Annotated in this window: 17 protein-coding genes, 1 pseudogene and 1 riboswitch; of the genes and pseudogenes, 12 read left to right on the top strand and 6 right to left on the bottom strand. The window is 44.0% G+C overall.

Annotated features, from left to right (window positions below; all coding sequences use genetic code 11):
* A partial coding sequence (locus tag NSCA4_RS0103025; protein ID WP_016686767.1) for a YadA family autotransporter adhesin occupies positions 1 to 724 on the top strand: 724 nt, incomplete at its 5' end.
* Between the two features lie 199 nt (positions 725 to 923).
* On the opposite strand, the gene NSCA4_RS0103030 is transcribed toward NSCA4_RS0103025, so the two are convergent.
* The gene (locus NSCA4_RS0103030) at positions 924 to 1925 is read right to left on the bottom strand and encodes a hypothetical protein (RefSeq protein WP_016686768.1); all 1002 of its coding nucleotides are present in this window, start codon (positions 1923 to 1925) and stop codon (positions 924 to 926) included.
* A gap of 313 nt (positions 1926 to 2238) precedes the next feature.
* On the opposite strand from NSCA4_RS0103030, the gene NSCA4_RS0103035 reads away from it, so the two are divergent.
* Positions 2239 to 3534, top strand: a complete 1296-nt coding sequence (locus NSCA4_RS0103035; RefSeq protein WP_036538006.1) for a M23 family metallopeptidase — start codon at positions 2239 to 2241, stop codon at positions 3532 to 3534.
* Between the two features lie 559 nt (positions 3535 to 4093).
* Here the strand turns inward: NSCA4_RS0103035 and NSCA4_RS0103040 are convergent.
* Both NSCA4_RS0103040 and queF read right to left on the bottom strand, forming a co-directional pair.
* Complete coding sequence (locus NSCA4_RS0103040; RefSeq protein ID WP_016686770.1) at positions 4094 to 4777, bottom strand: 7-cyano-7-deazaguanine/7-aminomethyl-7-deazaguanine transporter; 684 nt, start codon at positions 4775 to 4777, stop codon at positions 4094 to 4096.
* A gap of 76 nt (positions 4778 to 4853) precedes the next feature.
* Entirely contained in the window at positions 4854 to 5327 is a 474-nt protein-coding gene (gene queF / locus NSCA4_RS0103045) for a preQ(1) synthase (protein WP_016686771.1), read from the bottom strand.
* Between the two features lie 4 nt (positions 5328 to 5331).
* A riboswitch (PreQ1 riboswitch) is annotated at positions 5332 to 5376 on the bottom strand.
* Between the two features lie 462 nt (positions 5377 to 5838).
* Between queF and NSCA4_RS0103050 the strand changes: the two genes are divergently transcribed.
* Together NSCA4_RS0103050 and NSCA4_RS0103055 are read left to right on the top strand one after the other, a co-directional pair.
* The gene (locus tag NSCA4_RS0103050) at positions 5839 to 6333 is read left to right on the top strand and encodes a MarR family transcriptional regulator (protein ID WP_016686772.1); all 495 of its coding nucleotides are present in this window, start codon (positions 5839 to 5841) and stop codon (positions 6331 to 6333) included.
* A 50-nt stretch (positions 6334 to 6383) separates the two neighbouring features.
* Entirely contained in the window at positions 6384 to 7832 is a 1449-nt protein-coding gene (locus NSCA4_RS0103055; protein WP_016686773.1) for an efflux transporter outer membrane subunit, read from the top strand.
* A gap of 684 nt (positions 7833 to 8516) precedes the next feature.
* On the opposite strand, the pseudogene NSCA4_RS12725 reads toward NSCA4_RS0103055, so the two are convergent.
* Positions 8517 to 10917, bottom strand: a pseudogene (locus NSCA4_RS12725) (penicillin-binding protein 1A).
* A 146-nt stretch (positions 10918 to 11063) separates the two neighbouring features.
* On the opposite strand from NSCA4_RS12725, the gene pilM reads away from it, so the two are divergent.
* From pilM to aroB, 7 genes are all read left to right on the top strand, one after another.
* Positions 11064 to 12173: a type IV pilus assembly protein PilM gene (gene pilM / locus NSCA4_RS0103065; RefSeq protein ID WP_016686774.1), complete on the top strand. Its 1110-nt coding sequence runs from the start codon at positions 11064 to 11066 to the stop codon at positions 12171 to 12173.
* Between the two features lies 1 nt (position 12174).
* Entirely contained in the window at positions 12175 to 12789 is a 615-nt protein-coding gene (locus NSCA4_RS0103070; protein ID WP_016686775.1) for a PilN domain-containing protein, read from the top strand.
* Positions 12790 to 13476 (top strand): type IV pilus inner membrane component PilO, encoded by a 687-nt coding sequence (locus NSCA4_RS0103075; protein ID WP_016686776.1) that lies wholly within the window; start codon positions 12790 to 12792, stop codon positions 13474 to 13476.
* A gap of 17 nt (positions 13477 to 13493) precedes the next feature.
* Entirely contained in the window at positions 13494 to 14048 is a 555-nt protein-coding gene (locus NSCA4_RS0103080) for a pilus assembly protein PilP (RefSeq protein WP_016686777.1), read from the top strand.
* Between the two features lie 19 nt (positions 14049 to 14067).
* Entirely contained in the window at positions 14068 to 16203 is a 2136-nt protein-coding gene (locus NSCA4_RS0103085) for a type IV pilus secretin PilQ (protein WP_016686778.1), read from the top strand.
* 426 nt (positions 16204 to 16629) lie between these two features.
* A complete protein-coding gene (locus tag NSCA4_RS0103090) occupies positions 16630 to 17178 on the top strand; it encodes a shikimate kinase (RefSeq protein ID WP_016686779.1) in 549 nt (182 codons plus the stop codon).
* Positions 17179 to 17373: 195 nt separating this feature from the next.
* Positions 17374 to 18453 carry a 3-dehydroquinate synthase gene (gene aroB / locus NSCA4_RS0103095; RefSeq protein WP_016686780.1) on the top strand — a complete coding sequence of 360 codons (1080 nt, stop codon included), beginning with the start codon at positions 17374 to 17376 and terminating at the stop codon, positions 18451 to 18453.
* 96 nt (positions 18454 to 18549) lie between these two features.
* Here the strand turns inward: aroB and argC are convergent, their stop codons facing one another.
* Positions 18550 to 19593 carry an N-acetyl-gamma-glutamyl-phosphate reductase gene (gene argC / locus NSCA4_RS0103100; protein WP_016686781.1) on the bottom strand — a complete coding sequence of 348 codons (1044 nt, stop codon included), beginning with the start codon at positions 19591 to 19593 and terminating at the stop codon, positions 18550 to 18552.
* A 284-nt stretch (positions 19594 to 19877) separates the two neighbouring features.
* Positions 19878 to 20876 (bottom strand): L,D-transpeptidase, encoded by a 999-nt coding sequence (locus NSCA4_RS0103105; RefSeq protein WP_016686782.1) that lies wholly within the window; start codon positions 20874 to 20876, stop codon positions 19878 to 19880.
* Between the two features lie 95 nt (positions 20877 to 20971).
* Here NSCA4_RS0103105 and rlmD point away from each other — a divergent pair, with 95 nt between their 5' ends.
* Positions 20972 to 22348 carry a 23S rRNA (uracil(1939)-C(5))-methyltransferase RlmD gene (gene rlmD, locus NSCA4_RS0103110; protein WP_016686783.1) on the top strand — a complete coding sequence of 459 codons (1377 nt, stop codon included), beginning with the start codon at positions 20972 to 20974 and terminating at the stop codon, positions 22346 to 22348.
* Positions 22349 to 22352: the final 4 nt, after the last annotated feature.

Consider the following 22352-nt stretch of genomic DNA (forward strand, 5'->3'; position numbering starts at 1 on the left):
CGGCGTCGTTACCGTCGGCAACGGTACGGACGAGACCCGTCAGGTACAAGGTGTGGCGGCAGGTGTGGTATCGGCGGATTCTACCGATGCGGTCAACGGCAGCCAGTTGTATTACACCAACCAGGCGATTGCCAACGTCGCGACACAAGCGACAGCGGCGAAAACCGAAGTTACCGCAGGTAAGAACGTCGTCGTTAACCAAACGACCGGCAACAGCGGTCAGACCGTGTACAACGTTGCGACTACCGATAAACTTGACGTAACCAGCGTGACCGCAGGCGGTGTAACCGTTAACGCGCAAGGTGTCAGCATCGCTGCTCCGACCGCCCATAATCCGGCGAATACCGTCAGCCTCAGCCCGATCGGTCTGAACAACGGCGGACAGCGTATTACCAACGTCGCTCCAGCGAAAGAAGGTACGGATGCGGTCAACCTGAACCAGCTTGCCGGCATGGGTAACGCCCTGCAAAACAACATTGAACGCGTCGGCAAAAAAGCCTACGCAGGTGTAGCGGGCGCGATTGCACAAGGTTCGATTCCGCAAGTAACCCGTCCGGGTGCGACCGGTATCGGCGTGGGTAGCGGCTACTACGGTGGTCAATCCGCCATGGCAATCGGCGTGTCTGCGATGAGCGACGGCGGTAACTGGGTTGTTAAAGGCAACTTCTCTGCCAACACAGACGGCCACGTCGGTGTCGGAGCAGGTGCGTTGTACCAGTGGTAAGCTAACGGCTCTTAGCTGAAGCAAAGCAAAGGTCGTCTGAAATCCAAACAGGGTTTCAGACGACCTTTTTTATATCTTGTATGAAGGGTAAATTAGTTTTATTTGAAATTCATGGCTGGAAGGATGATGGAAGTTGTTTCTTCTGAAATCTAAATAAAGCAACATCACGACTTTTTCAGACGACCTTTGGTGATTCAATTTACCAAATCCCTGTAAACGTTTTTTCCGCCCGCCAAAATTTCCAACGCGATTTGGGTGTGAGTGTTAATACGCCGCCGTTTTCCCCATCGGTCGTCAAGGTCAGGTTTTTTAGACGACCTGTGTGCAGCGCCTGCCAAATCGGGTTGAACCAGCGTTGTTCCCAATCCTGCAAAATATCTTGGTAGGTCAGTACGTTTGCAGTCAATCCGGTAACGGCCAAATCATCCATAAAAATGACGGCAGTGTCTGTTCCTGTTTCTTGCATCCAAGAGGCAAAGGCGCGAAAGTCGTATGGTGCATCTATGCGGCCGGAGGCAAATTGCGCCCACGGGCTGTCGGAGAATAGGGAGGGTGATTGCTGCGTCCCTTGGATATCATGCCACAGCCACAGACCGTTTATCGGCGGTGTTCCGAGTTGGTTGCGAATGTTGTTGATCGGGTGTTGGTGCAGCCACATTTGGATTTCCGTCTGCTTGGCCAACCATTTTCCGCTATCTTTGCCTGATGCTTGTTCAGACGACCCCATTTGTCCGTAAATATCCAATGCAGGCTTAATTTGCCAGTCTTGCGGATTGGGTAATAAGACAAGCCACAAATCGGGGCGAACGGGGACGAACCGCCAACCCTCGTCCTGATAAAAATCAGATAGTTCGCGACATAATTCATCTGCCTCGTCAGTGGCAATACCGATATATTCGCCGCCAACGACACTGACTTGGTGCAAACCCATCTGCTGCCATAGCGGGGAAGCCAATGCGGTAGGTTGTTGCTGTGGAACGTTTGCAGCAGTTTTTGCGTGTTCGAGCAGGCTGCCGGCCCATAAATAACGCCCGTAAAATTTTGATGTTTCAACTGCTTGTCTGTGTAAATGTCCGAAGCGCAGCAGACGGTTGAATGCGGGCAGGGTAAGAGATGGGACGGATTCGTCGCTTTGGCGGTTCAGTGACGGAATGGCAAGGGTCAGGTTCATGGCGGGCGGCAGGTTGGGAAAAAGCATCATTTTAAGGGAGAATACCGGCCATCCCCAAATGGCTATGGGATAGGGCGTTTGAAGCAATATACGCGATTGTGATATAATTACGGACGTAAATTTCAGAAAAAACGGGTGTAAATCAGAACAATAGCCTTGATAATACGCCCTTGGTTCCCCATTGTGCTGTTTGCCGAACTATGAAAAAGGTCGTCTGAAAGACGGATAAATAGCAGACAGCCTTCTTTTAAATGAAAATCACATTGCCCGTGCGGATTGATAAAGCAGCCGCACCGCCGCATTAAAAGGATAATTCGTGATCGAAACAACCCGATTTCCCTTATTGCGCCGATTTTGGCACAACAAACCTATCCGCTGGTCTCTGTTGGGCATCCTTTTGCCTGTTTCCGGCGCGATGACTGCCTATGCAGTAACCGAACCTGTTCCCGAGTATCAAGGATTCAAAGTCGAGCGCGTTTCTGAAGAATTGCCAGCGGTTTATGTTGAAACCGGTAATTTTCAGTCCAGTTACTGGGCGCAAGAAGTCGTTCAGCAGGGCGACTCCCTCGCCGATGTGCTTACCCGCATGGGTGTGCCCCAAACCGACATCAAGCAAATCATGGCGAAAAACAGTGCGGAACGCGATATGCAACATTTGCGCGCCAACCAGTCTGTCAATATCCGCATCGATGCTTCGGGACAAGTTACCGACGTACAGTTTTTCACGGATGAAGAGCTTGAGCGCAACCTTGTCGCTTTGGAAAAAGTCAAAGGCAATTGGCAGGCTTCTACATCGGAAGTGGATATGAAGACCATGCCGACCCTGCGTTCCGTCGTTGTCCGCACTTCCGCACGCGGTGCAATGGCGCAGGCGGAAATTCCTGTCGAAATCCGCGAGTCGCTGAGCGAAATTTTCTCCGACGTACTGAGCTTGGAGGATTTGAAAGAAGGCGATGTAATACGATTGCTGTATGACAGCATGTATTTCCGCGGACAACAAATGGGTACGGGCAATATTCTGGCGGCTGAAATCGTCAAAGGCGGTCAAAGCCATCAAGCCTATTACTACAGCCAGGGTAAAGGCGACGAAGAGAGCGGCAGCTATTATGATCAAAGCGGCAAATCGCTCCAGCAAAAAGCGGGCTTCAACATCGAACCTGTCGTCTATACGCGCATTTCATCCCCATTCGGTTACCGGGTTCACCCCGTTTTGCATACCGTCCGTATGCATACCGGTATTGACTACGCGGCTCCTTCCGGTACGCCGATTAAAGCGACTGCTGACGGCGTGATTACCTTCAAAGGCTGGAAGGGCGGCTATGGTAATACCGTTATGATCCGACATTCTAACGGCGTTGAAACCTTATACGGGCATATGAGTGCGTTTACCCCTGCCCAAGGTACGGTGCGTGCAGGTGAAGTGATCGGATTCGTCGGTACGACAGGACGTTCTACCGGTCCGCACCTGCACTATGAAGCACGGGTGAACAGTCAGCCTGTCAACCCGACTACGGTTGCCCTGCCGACACCTAAGCTGACGCCAACCAACATGGCTGCGTTCCGTCAGCAGCAAAAATCGGCAAATACCATACTTGCTTCTGTCCGCGGGCTGCCTGTTTCTGTGGCGCAATTGGATTAATCAGGCTGCCCATATAGTATTGGGGCATGCTTTAAAAGGTCGTCTGAAAACAAGGTTTAAGGTTTTCAGACGACCTTTTGCATTGGAATGGATACGAAAACTTTTTCCAGTTCATACGGCCTGAGACAAGTTGCTTGGGAGTGGCTTTCAAATATAGTGGATTAACTTTAAACCAGTACGGCGTTGCCTCGCCTTGCCGTACTATCTGTACTGTCTGCGGCTTCGTCGCCTTGTCCTGATTTAAAGTTAATCCACTATAACAGTATGAGCCAGAATCTCAATGATAAATTGATAGAAAATTTAAACGGAAATATCAGGGCGGTTATTTATGCGGGAGAGATGTAGAGATACGTATTGTTGTCATTTTGAAACATGTCTTCATGGCGCGGAGTACGTTTGTTTTTGAGCAAGAGCGGCAGGTACCGTTTTTATTTCATGTGTTATGTTGTGTGATTGCCATAAGAGACTTGTTATCAAAAAAGGTCGTCTGAAACCGAATTTGGGGTTTCAGACGACCTTTTCGTTTTTTGATACGAGTGTGCGGTTTTTAGCGTTTCTTTCAGTTTTCTTGTAAAGAAACCGTCTGTTTGGCAGGGGGGGGAGGATGCAGTGCAGTCAGCTTCTTCGTCAAGATATTCAAAATCACACCGTATGCCGGCAGGAAGAAGAGGGTGCAGATGGTGAGTTTGAACAGGTAATCGACAAATGCGATGCCCTGCCAGTTCGCCGCCATAAACTCATCGCTGCTAGCGTAGAAGGCAATGGCGAAAAATACCAACGTATCCAAGGCGTTGCCGATGACGGTTGATGCGGTCGGGGCAATCCACCACGCTTTCAGACGACGTAATTTGTTGAACACAAAAATATCAAGGATTTGCCCGATCACATAGGCGGCAAAGCTGGCTAAAGCAATGCGTCCGACAAAGGTGTTGAATTCGGACAGCGCGCCCAAGCCAGTCCAACTGCCGTCGTGAAACAAAACGGAAAAGATGTAGGAAAGCAAAAGGGCGGGGAACATGACCCAAAAGATAATCCGCCGTGCCAAGTGTGAACCGAAAATGCGGACGGTCAGGTCGGTGGCAAGGAAAATGAAGGGAAAGGAAAACGCGCCCCAAGTGGTGTGGATGCCGAAAATTTGGAAGGGGAACTGCACCAGATAGTTGCTGGCGGCGATGATGAGGATATGGAAAAGCACCAGCCAGAAGAGCGCCTTCTGTTGTTGCGCTGTTGTAAATTCGTACATGTAAATCTTTCGGAAAGGCTTCAGACGACCTTCTTGTGAAAGAGCTCGTCTGAAAATGTGTAAACAAGGGAATGGATTATTGGCTGTCGTGTTCAAACAGGCGTTTGCGTGCCAATGCTTCGAACTCGGTACCTGCCTTGCCGTAATTGGCAAAGGGATGAATGGCGATGCCGCCGCGCGGTGTGAATTCGCCGAAAACTTCGATGTATTTCGGATCCATCAGTGCGATCAGGTCTTTCATGATGATGTTGACACAGTCTTCATGAAAATCGCCGTGGTTGCGGAAGCTGAAGAGGTAGAGTTTCAGGGATTTGCTTTCCACCATTTTGATGTGCGGGATGTAGCGGATGTAGATGGTGGCGAAGTCGGGCTGCCCAGTCATGGGGCAGAGGCTGGTGAATTCAGGACAGACGAATTTGACGAAATAGTCGTTGTCAGGATGTTTGTTGTCGAATGCTTCGAGAATTTCGGGAGCGTAGCCGGTCGGATATTGGGTTTTTTGATTGCCCAAAAGCGAGATGCCTTGCAGCTCTTCGGTATTGCGGGACATGAGGGTTTCCTTAGTTTTTTAATGTGGGAGGTTTTCGAACCACGAAGGGTGGATTGTAATATAAGGCAGGGGTGATGTGTAACCTTTATGCAGCATCGGAGATCGTCTGAAGATATTCGCAATTAAACGATTTGAATTGTAACCGCAATTTTAAAAAATGATTAAAAATGTAATTTTTCAGATGATTGCTTTATTTTCAGCTTATTTCTGTCAATTACAGGTAAATAAAGCCAAGCAATAAGAACTAAGCAGGTGTCTGAAAGTCCTAAGAATCGGTTTGATGGAAGACAAAAGTTGGTAGTTCGCTTGAATGCAAAATAATGTTTTTGCATAAAAAGTACCATTCGTTATTAACTTTAACCGATTGTCAGATTTTCATCAGAAGAATAGTCAATTAGATTAGTATGTTCACATAAAACAGATATTTGGCATTTTAATTCAATGATTTTTTCATCGTTGCTTCCGTCGGAAGGGCGCAGCGATTGAAGTTGGTAATTAAGAGGAATAAACCATGAGTTTTTCACAAACCGATTTGACCACGGCATTAAAAACCCTATCTGACCGCCTGCCTCAATTTTCCGAGCAGCAGACCAGGGCAGGGCGGATGTTGCGGGTCGTAACCGAACGCCTCAGTTCGCATCTGAATGACAACCTGAAAGTATATGGCATCAATGAAAACCTCTGGTTTGCCTTGATGGCGGTCTATGTCAGCCCGAACAGTGAAATTTTACCATCACGTTTGAGTGATTTGATGGATCTGACCCGTACCAGCGCAACCAGATTGTCGGACGAAATGGTTAGCAGGGGCTGGGTTGCACGCTATATCAACCAGCAGGACCGCCGTCAGATTGTGCTAAAATTGACCCCCGAAGGTGAGGTTTTTATCCAAAAAGTATGGCCGCAGGTTTCCAGTACGAACCAAGAGGCTTGGAAAGACTTCACCGATGAAGATTACAACCAGTTGCAATATTTGTTGGGTAAGCTGCTGCGCCGGCTGGAGGGCTGATAAAGCGGATGCAGGATGTGGCGGATACCGATGATAAAACGGAGTATTCCATGAAAGCCAATCCCTACAAACGGGGAATCTGTATCGCTACCGCCATTCTACTTTCTGCCTGCGCTCAATTCGGTAAGCAGGCTCCTTTGGAAGAACCTACCAATTACGGACTATCTGAAGGTAAGTCTGCAGCCATGGTTCAAGATGCGTGGTGGATGCAACTGAACGACCAAAAACTTAACCAATTAGTTGCACTCTCTATCCGTAATGCTCCCGATTTGCGTATTGCTAAGGCGCGCTTCGAACAAGCACAAGCGCAGCTGGGAATAACTGAAGCCGCAAGCAAAATGCAAATCGGGCTGTCCGCGCGAGGGGCGGGAGCATATGTTGCTCCTAAGCCTTCATCCGGTCATATTGATACCGACCATACCTTATTATTGGCAAATACTGCCTTACAGGGTACTTGGTCGTTTGACTTTTGGGGTAAGAACCGGAAACAGGCTGCGTCAATATTAGGAAAGCGCAAGGCCATTCTGTACGAGGCTCATCAAACGCGCATTGATATCGCCAATGCGGTTGCATCACAATATTTCACATGGCAGATGTTGTTAATACAACAAAATCTATTATCCGAGCGTATGGAAACTGCAGACAAGATGCAGCAACTGATACGCAGAAGGATTAATGCCCGCCTGGCTTCTGCAGAATCGCTTTATCCGGTTGAAATGCAACAGCAAAGTATGCAGTTGGAAAAGCTGGAGTTAGAGCGCCGAATTGCTAAAGTGCGTCATACTTTAGCAATATTAAGCGGGACAACCCCTGACGGTTTATCTTTATATATGCCTGAAAAAATGGCAGCAGTTCCCGTTGTTTCAGTCAATAAAATCCATGCAGATTTATTGGCCGCCCGCCCCGATATTGCTGCACAAAAAGCTATGTTGGAATCTCGGTTCAATACGGTTAAAGCAACAGAAGCTGAGTTTTACCCAAATGTAGAACTCAAAGTTTTGGCAGGTCTGGCGCATATTGATGCTTTTAATGTTGTACGAGGACGTACATCGGGTATGATCGGCGTACTTCCTGCCTTAAATCTGCCAATTTTTACTTCAGGAGCATTACAGTCTAAGTTGGCAGGGCGGCGTGCTGAATATAACGAACAGGTAGCCCTTTATGACCGTACTGTTTTAAATGCCATGCGTGCTGCTGCCGATGCGGTTGTTGACTATCAAAATATGCAGAAACGACAAAGCGTTTGGGAAAAAATGCAGGAAACTGCTGAAAAAACAGTCCGTAACGCGAATAGTCGTGTCAATGCGGGATTAGATAATGGTCTATCTGCTCTACAAAAACAGAACGAACTTCTGCAATTAAAAATGCAGAAAGCACAATATCAAGCCGAGTCATTGATTGCATGGAGCAATTTAAATACCCAATTGGGCGGAGGGTTTAAGCTTGAGCCTTTGGGACGGAATGTCTCAAAAAAAAGTACAGGTAAAAAGGTACGCTGAGGAAAAAAATGGCGGCTTGTTAACCAAGCTGCCATTTTGCTCTCTGTTGATTGCTGATAGGGTATAAGTGGACTAGTAATAATTAGGGAATGTAAAGAAAGTTTTATAGAAATGCCAATATGATCCTCAATCAACTTACTATTTTAGTTTTCCCTTTGGTGTATTTGAATAATAGGGGCTGACTGTTTAGGAGCGATGACTAGGTTTCAAATGATGTTTTGCTTGAGAAAAACACAAAACCCGTTACTTAAAAAGCAGCGGGTTTTGTGTTTTTCGGTTTTGAGTATCTGATATAAGGGGAATAGTATGTCTCGTATATGCGCACTCCGATTAGATAGGAAAATAAAGAGAGAGAAATCGTTGTTTAATGACTCGAAGCAGGACGGCATCCGAGTGATTACTATTATATAATAATAGTAATTATTATCAATAACAAATTTTCAAAATTAATATAACTTATTGAAAAATATTAAAATTATTTCCTTGGATTTGAATGAAGGCTGAAGCAAAGATGGAAATATTAAGTATCTGATTGATTTTACTAGTATTTGAATAAGATGTTTTGAGCAGCTATTTGTCTATTGGTGTAGGGTAAGGTATGTATTAATTAGAAGGTTTGTTAAAATAAGGCGGTCTTGCTACTTTAATAGTAAGACCGCCTTATTTTCAATAATTTAAAATTTTTTAGAATAAAGAGTCTAATTGTTTGTTATTGCCGGTATTGCTTGGCAAAAATGGTTCTTCTTGTAAGTCTTGGCGGCCAGGGCGGTTAGAGCTTTGGGGATCAGACATATCATCGTCAGAAGATTGGCTAGTACGCTTAGATGGTTGAGAGATCGGGCGTGGTGCTACTCCACCGTTTTCCAATGCTAAGTCAGAACTGGTAGTCAGTCGTTCCTTCATATAATACTCGCCACCATTAGAAACTATGCCTTCAGGTGCTTTCATTCCCTTGATCTCAGTGCCTTTGAGAGCGTAACGCATATAATCCACCCATACCGGAACTGCAATCGTACCACCGTAGCCGGCGCGCCCCATGCTGCGGGGTTTATCAAAACCAACATAAACAGCAGTTACCACTTTAGGGTTGAAACCGACAAACCATGCATCCTTATTGTCATTGGTCGTTCCGGTTTTACCGGCAATATCGCTTCGGCCTAATGCTGTTGCACCTCGAGCAGTACCAGCACGAACTACGTCTTGCATAATTTTATACATGATATATGCGTTTCGAGGATCAATCGCCTGAGGAGCATTTTCTCCTGCAACTAAGGGTTGCATCTGTGCTTTCAGACGACCTTGGCTATCGTAGATTTTGTCAATGACATAAGCTGAGATTTTATAACCACCGTTGGCAAAAACACTATATGCCTCTGCAATACGGAGTGGAGTGGTTTCTCCAGTACCTAAGGCAATTGATAAACTGGCGGGAAGTTCAGACGGTTTGAAACCAAAACGTTGGGCATATTGCTGGGTGTATCCGATTCCGATAGACATCAAGATGCGGATTGAAACCATATTTTTCGATGCAGTTAATGCTTGGCGCAATGTAATGTAACCAGAATAACGCCCATCCGAATTTTTTGGAGACCACACACCGCCATTTGCTCCTTTTCCTGGCAGGGTTATTGGAGCATCATTTATCATGGTTGAGGCTGTCATACCTTTAGCTAGTGCAGCAGAATATACGAAAGGCTTGAATGTTGAACCGGGTTGGCGCATTGCTTGAGTTGCACGGTTAAAAGTTTTGCTATGGTAGTCATAGCCACCAACTAATGCTTGAACAGCCCCGGTTTTGGCATCTAAAGAAACAAGTGCGCCTTGGAGTAAAGGTTCTTGTACAACAGTCCAGCCCTTGCCAATATTTTTCAATCTGATGACTGAACCGCGTCGGATGCGGTCTTCCCCCATCTTTTCATTATTAACTGCTTTAGCTGCAAAACCTAACGATTTAGTGTCAAGGGTAATTTTACGACCATTGGGTAGTTGGATTTGTACTGCTTTTCGAGAAGCTTCTAAGACAACCGCAGGAACCATTTTATCGACAGTATATAAAGTAGATAAATATTGGCTGACTGTTTCTTCAACATTATCTGTTTTGCTGAGGTCAATGTAGTTTTCCGCCCCTCTGTAGCTGCTGCCTCGGTCAAAGTTTCTTAAGACCTTACGCAATGCTTCGGTAGCAACACGCTGATTTGCGGTATTTACGGTTGTATAAACATGAAAACCTTGAGTGTAGGCCTCTTCACCATATTTTTCATATAGTTCTTGACGAACCATTTCTGCCACATAGAGCGCGTTTTGATCGATTTTTTGTACAAACCGCTCGTAATGTAATTCTTCTTTTAATGCGTCGTCACGTTGCTGGGAAGTAATCATCCCTTCTTCCAGCATATTATTCAGGATATAAGTTTGTCGCAGTTTAGCACGTTCTGGATTCACGATGGGATTGTATGCGGAAGGAGCCTTAGGTAGCCCGGCCAGCATGGCAGCCTCGGCCAAAGTCAAATCTTTAACATTTTTATTGAAATAAATCTGCGCTGCCGAAGCAAACCCATAAGCGCGTTGTCCCAAGTAAATCTGGTTGAAGTACAGCTCTAAAATCTTATCCTTACTCAAGGATTGTTCGATTTTATAGGCTAAAAGTGCTTCATTAAATTTTCGGGTAAATGTACGTTCACTGCTTAAATAGAAGTTTTTTGGCAACCTGTTGAGTAATAGTGCTAGCACCAGATTGAACCCCTCCTGCAACGATGTTACTAATCGCTGCTCGGGCAATGCCCCACAGATCTACGCCCCAATGTTCGTAGAAGCGTTTGTCCTCTGCGGCAATAACCGCGTTCTTGAGAATATTGGGGAAGTCGTTGATTTTAGTAAATTCGCGCCGTTGCTCACCATAGACCCCAATAATTTGCCCGTCTGCCGAGTAAACAGTCAATGGCATTTTGGGCTGGTAGTGTTGTAAGGAGTCTAAGGGAGGGAGTTTAGGGTAGGTTACTAAAATTGCTATAGCAATCAATCCAGTAGTAAAAATTGCTAGGCCTAACATCAAACCGATACAGGTTGTTATAATCTTTTTAATCATGACTAAGTAATAATTTTGCCATTATTGGTATTAAATAAAGTAAAATAGATATCGATTTCTATAAAACACGGCATTTCTCGTGTAAAGAGGAAGTCCTTTACGGATATCGAAACAGTTACTCACTCCTAACAATACAGGGAAATCTTATGATTGGCTTATCAAAAAACCCTAAAAATACAACTGGTAAGGCTGGAAAGTCCTCTTCAGGGTTAAGCAACCGTTCTTCCATCGGCATCGATATTAGTCAGCATGCCATCAAGATGGTTCAGCTGTCAGGACGTAGTTTAAACCAAATTCAGTTGGAAAAATACGTTATTACTAAATTACCTAAAAATATTGTAAAAGGTAACAAAATTCAAGACCACGACCAACTTGTTACTTATTTGCAACATGCATATTCGCAACTACGCAGTTCTTGCAAGAATATTATTGCAGCTATTTCTCAGGGATCAGCGACGATTGAGCAAGTAGTTTATTCACAAAAAGATACTGAGTTGGATTTGGATGAATTTGCAGAATCTGAAATTTCCGCGATCGGGCCTATTGATGAATTTAACTATGATTATCAGGTCGTCGGTGCGTCCGTTATTCCGGCAGGGCAGCAGATTTTGACGGTTGCAGCGCGTAAGGATGATGTTGAACCTATAATCGAAATGTTTGAGACGGCGGGATTGTCCTTATCGGTGCTAGATTTGGATTTATTAGCGCAGCGTAATGCCTTCGTATTTTGGATTAACCAGTACGCTCCTGAATTAATGAATGAAAAAGTTGCTATATTTGGGATTTATGCAACACAGATGTATGCGTTGATCATCCAGAATGGGCAAATTCTATACAAGCAGGAAATGCCTGTAAGTACTGAGCAATTGAACCAGTTGATTCAACGTACATATCAGGTTACGGAAGAAAAAGCTGCCCAAATGATGGTATCTACGAGTAAGCCAACTGATTATCAAACACAAATCGCAGATCGGTTTAATGTCCAAGTGGCTCAGGAGGTGCAAAGAGTACTACAGTTTTATTACACAACACAGTCGACAGATGCTTTTTCGAATGTGAAGCATATTTTATTAACTGGCTCCGCATCGCAACAGGCTGGTTTGGCTGAAAGCATTTTTTCGCAGACAAATACGGCAACACAATGCATTCAGCCAGTTACATATATAGAGCGAAGCGGTAAGGTCGATTTATCACAGTTACAAGTTGATGCTTCTGCGTTGACGCTTGCATTTGGATTGGCATTAAGGGGATTGTAATATGACTGAATTAATTAAAATTAATCTTCTTCCATATAGAGAAGAAATTAAGCAACGTAAAAGACAGCAATTTAAAATTTTGATGCTTTCTTCGTTATTAATAGGAGTTGGTTTATCTGCAATAGCTTATTTAGCGATTAATAATGCTATTAGTGATCAAGAAAGTAGGAATGCATTTTTGGAAGCAGAAATTACCAAGTTGGATAATGATTTAGGAGAAATAAAAAAATTACAGCAGGAAAAAGAAAACTTCTTGGCTAAAAAGCAAAAAGTTGAGGAGTTGCAAGAAAAACGTTCCCAAGCTGCATATATCATCGATAGTTTGAATGTGGTTATTCCAGATAATACTTATATCACTTCTCTTGATGCAGAAAATCCGACTTCTTATAAGATTACAGGTCGAGCGATTAGCGATAATAAAATTGCCATGTTTATGCGGTCTTTGCCAAGTACAGGTATTTTTACGCAGCCAGAACTTTTGGAAATTAAGAAAATTGATAATTATCAAGAGTTTAATATTAAATCTATGATTGGTTCTGCGAGTATTCCAGTCAAGTCGGAGAGAGAAGCGATTAATGATGATCCGACGAAAGCACATAACGGGGAGGAAAAGTAAATGGCCTCAGCAAAAGTGAAAAATTTGGATATTCAGAATTTATATTTGTTGAACCCTGCTGCAAAGTTTGTATTAGCTGCATTAGCAGTTGCAGGAGTATTGGCAGTTGGCTATGGAATAGTATTTCGTGATCAGCTGGAAACACTTTCAACCCAAGAGGCAAAGGAGGCGGAGTTAAAGGAAACATATACGAAGAAGAGTATTGAGGCTGCAAGTTTGGATAACTTGAAAGCTGAATTAACATCTATTCGTTCTTCATTTGACATCTTATTAAAACAGCTACCGACTGATGCTGAAATTCCTACTTTGATTCAAGAACTGCACCAGGCAGGTTCAGCAAACGGTCTTCGCTTAGATAGTGTAGTTCCACAGGTTCCGGTCAATGATGGACCGATACAGAAGTTACCGTATGAAATATCGATTACGGGCAAATATAATCAGATTAACCAATTTGCTAGAGATGTTGGTGGTTTATCGCGGATAATTACATTGGAGTCGTTAAAAATATCTCATGTTTCAGATAGTAAAAATAGCAAAGATAGTAAAAATGATATTTTAACGCTCAGAGCAATTGCGACGACGTATAAAGCCCGACCAGCAGATGAAGTAGCCGCAGAACTTGCCGCTCAGCAGAGTCAGGCACAGGGGGATTCAGAAAATGGCCAAGCCAATTCTGAACAAAAATAATAAATGATAGGAAAATCATGAAAAATAAAATTTTCTTACTTACAAGTATCCTGTCATTGACGGGGTGTACACCGGCATATGACGATTTGAATGAGTGGATGACTAAGACACGTCAGGATGCTAAATCTCATATCATTCCATTTGAGGCTCCGGTAGTGAACCCTCCGGCTGTTTATAATCCACCGACTTATAGTGGTTTAAATGCATTCGATTTTCGACGGTTGGATAATGCCCCTAAAGGTAATAACGCCCCAAATCCTAATCGTCCAAAAGAAGCATTGGAAGCATTCAGTTTAGAAAATATGCGGTACGTAGGAATGCTGAGCAATGGCAGTAAAACTGCCGGTTTTATCGATGTAAATGGACATGTCTATACAGTTTATCCTGGGAACTATATCGGACAAAATTATGGAAAAATCCAAAGCATTACTGAGGATTTGATTGTTTTGACAGAATTGGTTGAGGATAGTTCGGGCAATTGGATTTATCGAAAGGCGGAATTGCCATTAAGCAATAATGCTGAAAATAGTTCAAATGATGTCGGTAATGCTTCAGCAACGAATTCAAACTAATTTTAAGGGGTCTCACTTCATGAAAACTAAAAATATGACGAAATTATTTGCCGGCATCAGTATGATTGCGGCAGCACAAATTGCGTTGGCAGGTAATATTACTGATATTAATGTATCAACTTTGCCAGATAGTCAAAAAATTATCAAAATCCGTTTTGACCGGGATGTGATTAGCCCGAGCGGCTTTGTTACATCGACTCCGTCCCGAATTGCCTTGGATTTTGCCAAAACAAATATTCAATTGGCTCAACCTGTATTGGAATATGCGGATCCTTTGTTAAATCAAATTACTGCGGCTCAGAATAATGACCGATCTCGTATTGTTTTAGGATTGAATAAAGCAGCGCAATATAATACTGAAGTCCATGGTAATGAAGTATGGGTATTTGTTACAGAATCATCTGATCGAACCATAACTTCTGCAGCTATTTCAAATAATGGAAATGCACATCAGAAAGTAAGCTCGTCTGAAACAGTCAAACAAACGGTAAATTCAGCTAATATTGACTTCAGGAAAGGTGCACATAACTCCGGTATTGTGGAATTGAATGCGCCTGCTTTTACAGGAAAGCCTGAAGTGAAGCAACAGCGTGATCGAGTTATTATTACTCTGAAAAATTATCCGTTGCCAACACAAGCGCAACGCAGTTTGGATGTTGCCGATTTCAGTACACCGGTTAAAAATATTACGTTAAAACGTATTGGAAATGATGCCCAACTCATTATTCGTAATAATGGCAATTGGGATTTCAATACCAAGGCTGCAAATGGTCAATTTGCTTTTGAAGTAATGCCTAAGTCCGCTAGTACGGAATCAAGTGGGTTGAATGCAAATCCAAACAAATCTTTCCGCGGCCGTAAAATTTCCCTAGACTTCCAAGATGTTGAAGTACGTACCATTTTGCAAATCCTTGCGAAGGAGTCCGGGGTTAATATCGTGGCCAGTGATTCCGTGAATGGCAAAATGACACTTTCTTTGAAAGATGTGCCTTGGGATCAGGCTTTGGATTTGGTTATGCAGGCGCGTAATTTGGATATGCGCCGACAAGGAAATATCATCAATATTGCACCTCGTGATGAATTGTTGGCCAAAGATAAGGCTTTCTTGCAGGCAGAGAAAGAAATTGCCGAGTTGGGGCCTTTATATTCTCAAACCTTCCAATTGAAATATAAGAATGTAGAAGAGTTTCGTAAAATTTTACGTTTGGACGACAACAATAGTGGAAACTCCAATGGTAGAAATACCTTGTTGAGTGGCCGTGGTAGTGCGCTGATTGATCCTGCAACGAATACTTTGATTATTACAGATAATCGAAATGTTGTAGAAAAATTCCGTAAGTTGATTGAGGAGTTGGATGTACCGACTCGTCAAGTCATGGTTGAAGCCCGTATTGTTGAAGCAAAAGACGGTTTTTCGCGTGATTTGGGGGTGAAATTCGGTGTCGCAGGTTCCAAAGGACGCAACGCTTGGGGTAACTCTTGGAGTAATGCGCAAGATAACCATAATACTAATTCGGCTGTTTTGCGAGGTGATGCAAATTACCGTACATGGTCTTTACAACCAAATATTAGCCTGCCTGCAGCAGCAGCGACTAATAATATTGCTTTGGTACGAGCTTTGTCATCAGGTGCATTGGGTTTGGAAATTTCTGCTTCGGAAGCTACCGGTAAAAGTAAGACCATTTCTAATCCGCGTGTCCTGACTCAAGACCGTAGAGAAGCTACTATTGAGTCCGGTACCGAAATACCGTATCAGGAGGCTTCTTCCAGTGGTGCAACTTCGGTTTCGTTCAAAAAAGCCGTGTTGGGCTTAACGGTAACGCCGAATGTAACGCCTGATGGTCAAGTTATCATGACTGTAAAAATTACCAAAGATACGCCGCAAGACTGTACAGTGGACTCTTTGATTACGAAATGTATTCAGACTAAAAACTTGAATACTCAGGCAATGGTTGAAGATGGTGGCACGTTGATTGTTGGCGGTATCTATGAAGAAGATAATAGCGATACGATTAACAAAGTACCATTATTGGGCGATTTGCCAGTGGTAGGTAATTTGTTCAAATCCCGCGCGAAAAAGGAAGAGCGTCGTGAATTGCTGGTTTTCATCACTCCGCGAATTATGGATGGTGTAGGTAGCAATCTCCGCTACTAAAATTGGAAAAGGCATATACTCGGAAGGGTATATGCCTTTTTAATTGGCACAAATTAGATAGGGAATTTTAGGGGTTTTTGTTTATTTTGGAAGGAATATGGTGAAATATCCATAAATGGTAATAGCTATATTCGATGATGTATTTCTATTTATTGAGGAGTTCAATCTAGACTTCGCCACATAGTGAGGGATATTGAGTTTTTTATACACTGAAGGCTGCTTTCATTCTAAATTGTTTGTGAAAATGAGTGGGGATGAAGCTGCTATTACTATAGAGAGATCGTCTGAAAACATCACTTTAATCTTTAATACCATCCACGGTCTTAGGTAAGCAGGGTTAAACACGATATAATCGGTATTGTCGGAAAACTAAGTATAAATTAAGTACCAAAGCATGCCCGGCAGTATTCATAAATCTTGTATCGGATGAACACCTTCATGGAAAAGCTCAATGGTAATTTAATTCTCATCGGATTGATGGGAGCAGGAAAAACAACGCTGGGAAGGCAGTTTGCTCAAATGTACGATTGCCCGTTTTATGATAGTGATTTGGAAATTTGCTCAGCGTCAGGTGTTTCTATTTCCACTATTTTCGAGATGGAGGGAGAGGAAGGATTCCGACATCGTGAGACTTTGATGCTGAAAAAGCTGTCGGCATTAAACGGCATTGTGCTGTCGACGGGGGGTGGCTCGGTTTTGCGTAAAGAAAACCGACGTTGCCTGCGTGAGCATGGTACGGTGGTTTATTTGCATGCATTACCTGAAGTGCTGTTGGAGCGTACACGTTATGATAGCAGCCGCCCGCTTTTAAAAACGGACGATCCTTTAAAAAAATTACGCGAATTGTATACGGTTCGAGATCCGATTTATCGTGAGACCGCGCATATCGTTATAGAGTCGGAGAGTTGTGCTAAAACCCTTCGAAAATTGGTTGAATGTTTGGATGAGCGACAATTCATTGAATATGATGATTGAAGGTGTTGCCTTTGTTGATTAGGTCGTCTGAAATGTAATAAAAACAGTTTCAGACGACCTTTAGTTATACGCTTGCAGCCCTATTGGTTTTGCTTGATAAAACGTTCTTTATCTAGTCAGTTTTCAACAGAGCGGCAAGCGTATATTATTTTGCGTTGTTCCCACATGATTTATTTTGATAAGGAGTCTTCTCCTATGCGTACTTTGACTGTTCAAACTCCGTCGCATCAATATCCTATTTTTATCGGGTACGACCTTATCGGTCAGGCTGATAGTTTACTCAAGCCTTATTTGAATGAAACGGCCGCAATCATAACCAACGAGACTGTTGCGCCTTTATATCTGAAAAGTCTTCAAATGAGTTTGGACAGAATCGGTATCAGGCATTTCAGCATTATCTTGCCGGATGGCGAAAAATATAAAAACTGGCAGACATTGAACCTTATTTTTGACGGATTGATGGAAAACAGGGCCGAACGGAAAACCACACTAATTGCATTGGGTGGCGGGGTAATCGGCGATATGGTCGGCTTTGCCGCTGCCACGTACCAACGAGGTGCGCCGTTTATCCAAATCCCGACAACTCTGTTAAGTCAAGTGGATTCATCCGTTGGAGGGAAGACGGGCATCAACCATCCGCTTGGAAAAAATATGATTGGTGCGTTTTACCAACCGCAGGCGGTCTTGGTTGATTTGGAAACATTGAAGACCTTGCCGCGCCGAGAATTATCGGCAGGTATGGCGGAAGTTATTAAATATGGTGCACTTGGCGATGTTGATTTCTTTGAGTGGTTGGAACAAAACGTTGCGGATTTGATGGTACAAAACCAAGAGAAATTGACGCAGGCGGTATATCACTGCTGCAAAATGAAAGCCGATATTGTTGCCAAAGATGAAACCGAACAAGGTATCCGCGCGTGGCTTAATCTTGGCCATACTTTCGGACACGCCATCGAGGCGGAAATGGGTTACGGAGTATGGTTGCATGGTGAGGCAGTGGCAGCGGGTTGCGTGCTGGCAGGTAGATTATCCGAAGAATTGGGTAAAATTTCCGATGCGGACACACGTCGAATCGCTGTTTTAATGGAGGCTGCAGGATTGCCGTCATTGCCGCCTAAATTCCCGTTTGAAAAATGGATCAGCCATATGAGCCATGACAAAAAGGTCAGTAGCGGCGTGATGCGTTTTATCGGGCTGAACCGTTTGGGGGAAGCCAATATTACTGAAGTTAGCGATATTGATATTTTAAAGCGGACTTTGCAGCCGTATTTGTAATGCGCATTCCAGTAAATGTGCTGTGCATATTCATTATCGCATGAGTCAAAATAGAGAAGGTCGTCTGAAAAGTTTTCAGACGACCTTTTTATATGATTAAGGTAGGAGTGGAGTTTGTATCAAACCGAGTTTTTCATCAAAGCCGAACATGATATTCATATTCTGAACAGCTTGTCCTGCTGCCCCTTTAACTAAGTTGTCGATGACGGATAGAGCGATCCATACATTGTCAGACGAAGATTTTTGGATGCTGATACGGCAAAGGTTTGCACCGCGCACACTGCGGGTTTCTGGTGTTGAACCGGCAGGCATGATATCCACAAAAGGACTGTCCCGATAAAATTCGCGTAAAACAGCTTCCGGATTGCAACCGTCTTCAAGATGCAGGTATAAAGTGGCGTGCATACCACGGATCATGGGTGTCAGATGGGGAACGAAGATGAAATGTTCGGCAATTTCTGGTTGCAATGTGGCGATGGTTTGCCGAATTTCGGGCTGGTGTCGGTGTCCCGTAATGCCGTAGGCTTTAAAATTATCCCCAGCCTCGCAAAGCAGCGAGCCGGTATTGGCTTTCCGACCTGCGCCGGATACGCCTGATTTACAGTCCGCAATCAGCGGCATATGCGGTTTCAGACGACCTTCTTTCAGCAAGGGGAGTAAAGGCAGTGAAACACAGGTCGGATAACAGCCGGGGTTGGCAACGATTTGTGCAGATGCGATGGCATCGCGGTTTAATTCACTTAACCCGTACACCGTTTGAGGAACAATATCGGGGCTGGCGTGCTTCATTTTGTACCAATGTTCCCATGTGGAAATATCCTGTATACGAAAGTCAGCGGATAAGTCGACGATGCGGATACCTTTTTCCAAAAGACGGGGAGCATCGTTCATGGCGATTCCATTTGGGGTGGCGAAAAAGACAATATCGCATTTTTCCAAACCTGCGTGTTCGGGTGTTTGAAAGGTCAGATCGTAGATTCCCCTCAGACTGGGAAAGTAATCGGAAACTGCTTTACCTGACTCGCTGCGGCTGGTTACCGTTGTAATTTCAATATTCGGGTGACTGCTGAGAAGCCGCAAAAGCTCTACGCCGGTGTAGCCTGTTGCACCGACGATGCCGACTTTGATTTTTGAATTCATAAATTTCTCCAAGAGTAATTTTTAGATGTGGGCAGATTTGCCGGTATCGACTTCGTTCGAATACTGTTGTCCATTATAGAGGAACGGTGATATATAGTGGAAACAGCCACTATGAGCAATACGAAACGGTACTGACATATATAAAAGAAAAGTCATCTGAAAACATGGAAGACAAGTTTTCAGACGACCTTATAAAGACAAATCACCTAACGGTTATTCCTGTTCATACAGAATAAATGGTGAGCAACCTATTCTATTTTAAACAGTTATAGGGCAATCTCTACTTAAAACAGCAATGAAGTAGGATCTCCGTCTGCCGGCAGATCATATTTTGGATAGGAAGGTGTAGAAGCTGCCGGTGGAGAGGTGTATTCGGCAGCTTTGGGTTTTCTTGGTGAGTATTCCGAAGCTGCTTTCGGTGTCGGAGTATCTTCGGCATCTATTTCGATTTCAGAACCGGCGGGTAATACTTCATCTTTCACAGGGGCGGGTTTCGGCATGACTTTCGGTTTGCTGAATGCACTGGAGCCGCTCATCCATGCCAAGGATTTCAGCGGGGTTTTCAATTTGACGCCTTTAGCACAGGTCAAACAGTTTGCCGCCCCGGTACGCGCCTTCAAAATTGCATCAATACGGGCGGCATTAATTGTTTTGCCGTGCGCCTTAGCCCAAGCGGCAATACTTTTTTTCAGTGCATCGGTATCGAGGTTCTTTTTATTGTAAGGATCGCGATATGCAGCCAGCCAAAGATTTTTATTGGCATCTTCGTTGAGGCTGGCAAGTTGGTAAATAACGGAAGCAGGGGCGCCGGTTGCGATGGTTTTTGCAAATTCAAGCGCATCCGGAGACTTCATTCGCACGCAACCGTGGCTGCGGACGCCCGGTACGCTGGCAGGCGCGTTCGTGCCGTGAATGCCCAAACTGAATTTGGGATCGCCCAAACGGACAAAAACAGGACCCAGAGGATTATTGGGGCCGGGCGGTACGGATTTGACGCCGTCTCCGCGTTCTTTTTGAATAGATTTCGGAATGTGCCAAGTAGGATTAAAAGCTTTGGCTCCGATTTTGTGTTCCCCAAGGTTGGTTTGGGTCATGGCTTTGCCGACAGCAACAGGATAAATTTTTGTTAGTTGTCCGTCGGTATAAAGGAACAGACGTTGTTGCGGAATGTTGATGACAACATGTTGACCTTGTGAAACTGGCGAAATATCAGGAACGGGTGTGTTGGCAGTTGCGTAGGCGGTCAGAGCCGCGAGGCTTGTACTGAAGAGAATTTTTTTCATGTTTTAAAATTTAAAAAGGGGGTGGAAATATTTCGGGCAATCATACCTGAATCTTTTTGGTTTTGTGCGAAAATACACGTTTTTGCAAACGAAATATGCCTTCTCGGGCAAAATGGATTTTCTTGATGAAGATGCGGAAAGATAACAGGCGATATGATGGCGAGGCAGATGTTTTTTCTTTGGATTATGAAGGAAGAGGTGTTGCGCGCGTTGATGGTAAGGCATTGTTTATTGAAGGAGCGATACCGGGTGAGCGGGTACGGTTTGAAATCATTCGTTCGAAAAAACAATTTGATGAAGCACGGGTAATTGACATCATCCGATATTCGGAAAATCGAGTTAAACCGAAGTGTAGGCATTTTGATACATGTGGCGGTTGCTCAATGCAGTACATCGATTCGACAGCCCAGATTGCATTTAAGCAGCGCATTATGGAAGAACAGTTGGAACGCATCGGCAAAATCCTACCTGAGCAGATTCTCCCTGCTATATATGGAACGCCATGGCATTATCGGGATCGTGCCAGACTGAGTATTTCAAAGGATGCGGGTGGTCGTCTGAAAATCGGTTTTAAGGCAAAAAAGACTCATGATGTGATTGATGTCGATTCATGCATGGTGTTGCCGGCTCATATTTCTGAGAAGTTGCCAAAAATAAAGCAAATGTTGCAAAGTTTGATAGATTTGGATTTGCTATTTATTGAGTTTTTCAATAGTGAAAAACTAACGGTTTTGAACATTTGTTCCAGAAAAAAACCGCCTAGTCAAAAATTGAGACAACTTGAAAAATGGTTTGATACGATACTAGGTTGTGAGAAAAAGCAGTGGCAGATTTGGCTGCAAGCCGGAAGACAGGAGGCTCAGCCATTCTATCCAAAAGATTGTCAGCCTTTGGGATATGCTTTGCCTGAGTTTGAGGTTGAAATGCCGTACAAACCCGGGGATTTTACCCAGATTAATGCAGGTTTAAATGGAGTGATGGTCGGCAGGGCTTTGAAACTTCTGGATATTCAGAAAAACGAGCGTATTGCAGATTTGTTTTGCGGGCTTGGAAACTTCAGTATCCCTATGGCAAAAAGTGAGGCTGAAGTGGTTGGAATCGAAGGTGAAGGTTCGTTGGTTAAGAGGGCTCAAAACAATGCTTCGGCTAACGGTTGTTCCGATAGGGTATCCTTCTTTGAAGCGGATTTGTTTGAAACAGATGAGGCTGTGGTAGCGTCATGGGGTCAATTTGACAAGATGTTGCTTGATCCGCCGAGAAGTGGTGCTTATGCTGTTGTCAAATCACTACATGCTCCGTATTTGCCGGTAAAGATAGTATATGTGTCTTGCAATCCGGCAACCTTTGTCAGAGATGCAGAAGTATTGGTAAATAAAGGTTATAGGCTGAAATTTGCAGGCGTAATGAATATGTTTGCACAGACTTCGCATGTCGAATCTATAGGTGTTTTTGATTTGGAAAATGGTATATAGGTAT

It is taken from the genome of Neisseria sicca 4320 (assembly GCF_000193735.1).
Classification (GTDB): Bacteria; Pseudomonadota; Gammaproteobacteria; order Burkholderiales; family Neisseriaceae; genus Neisseria; species Neisseria sicca_E.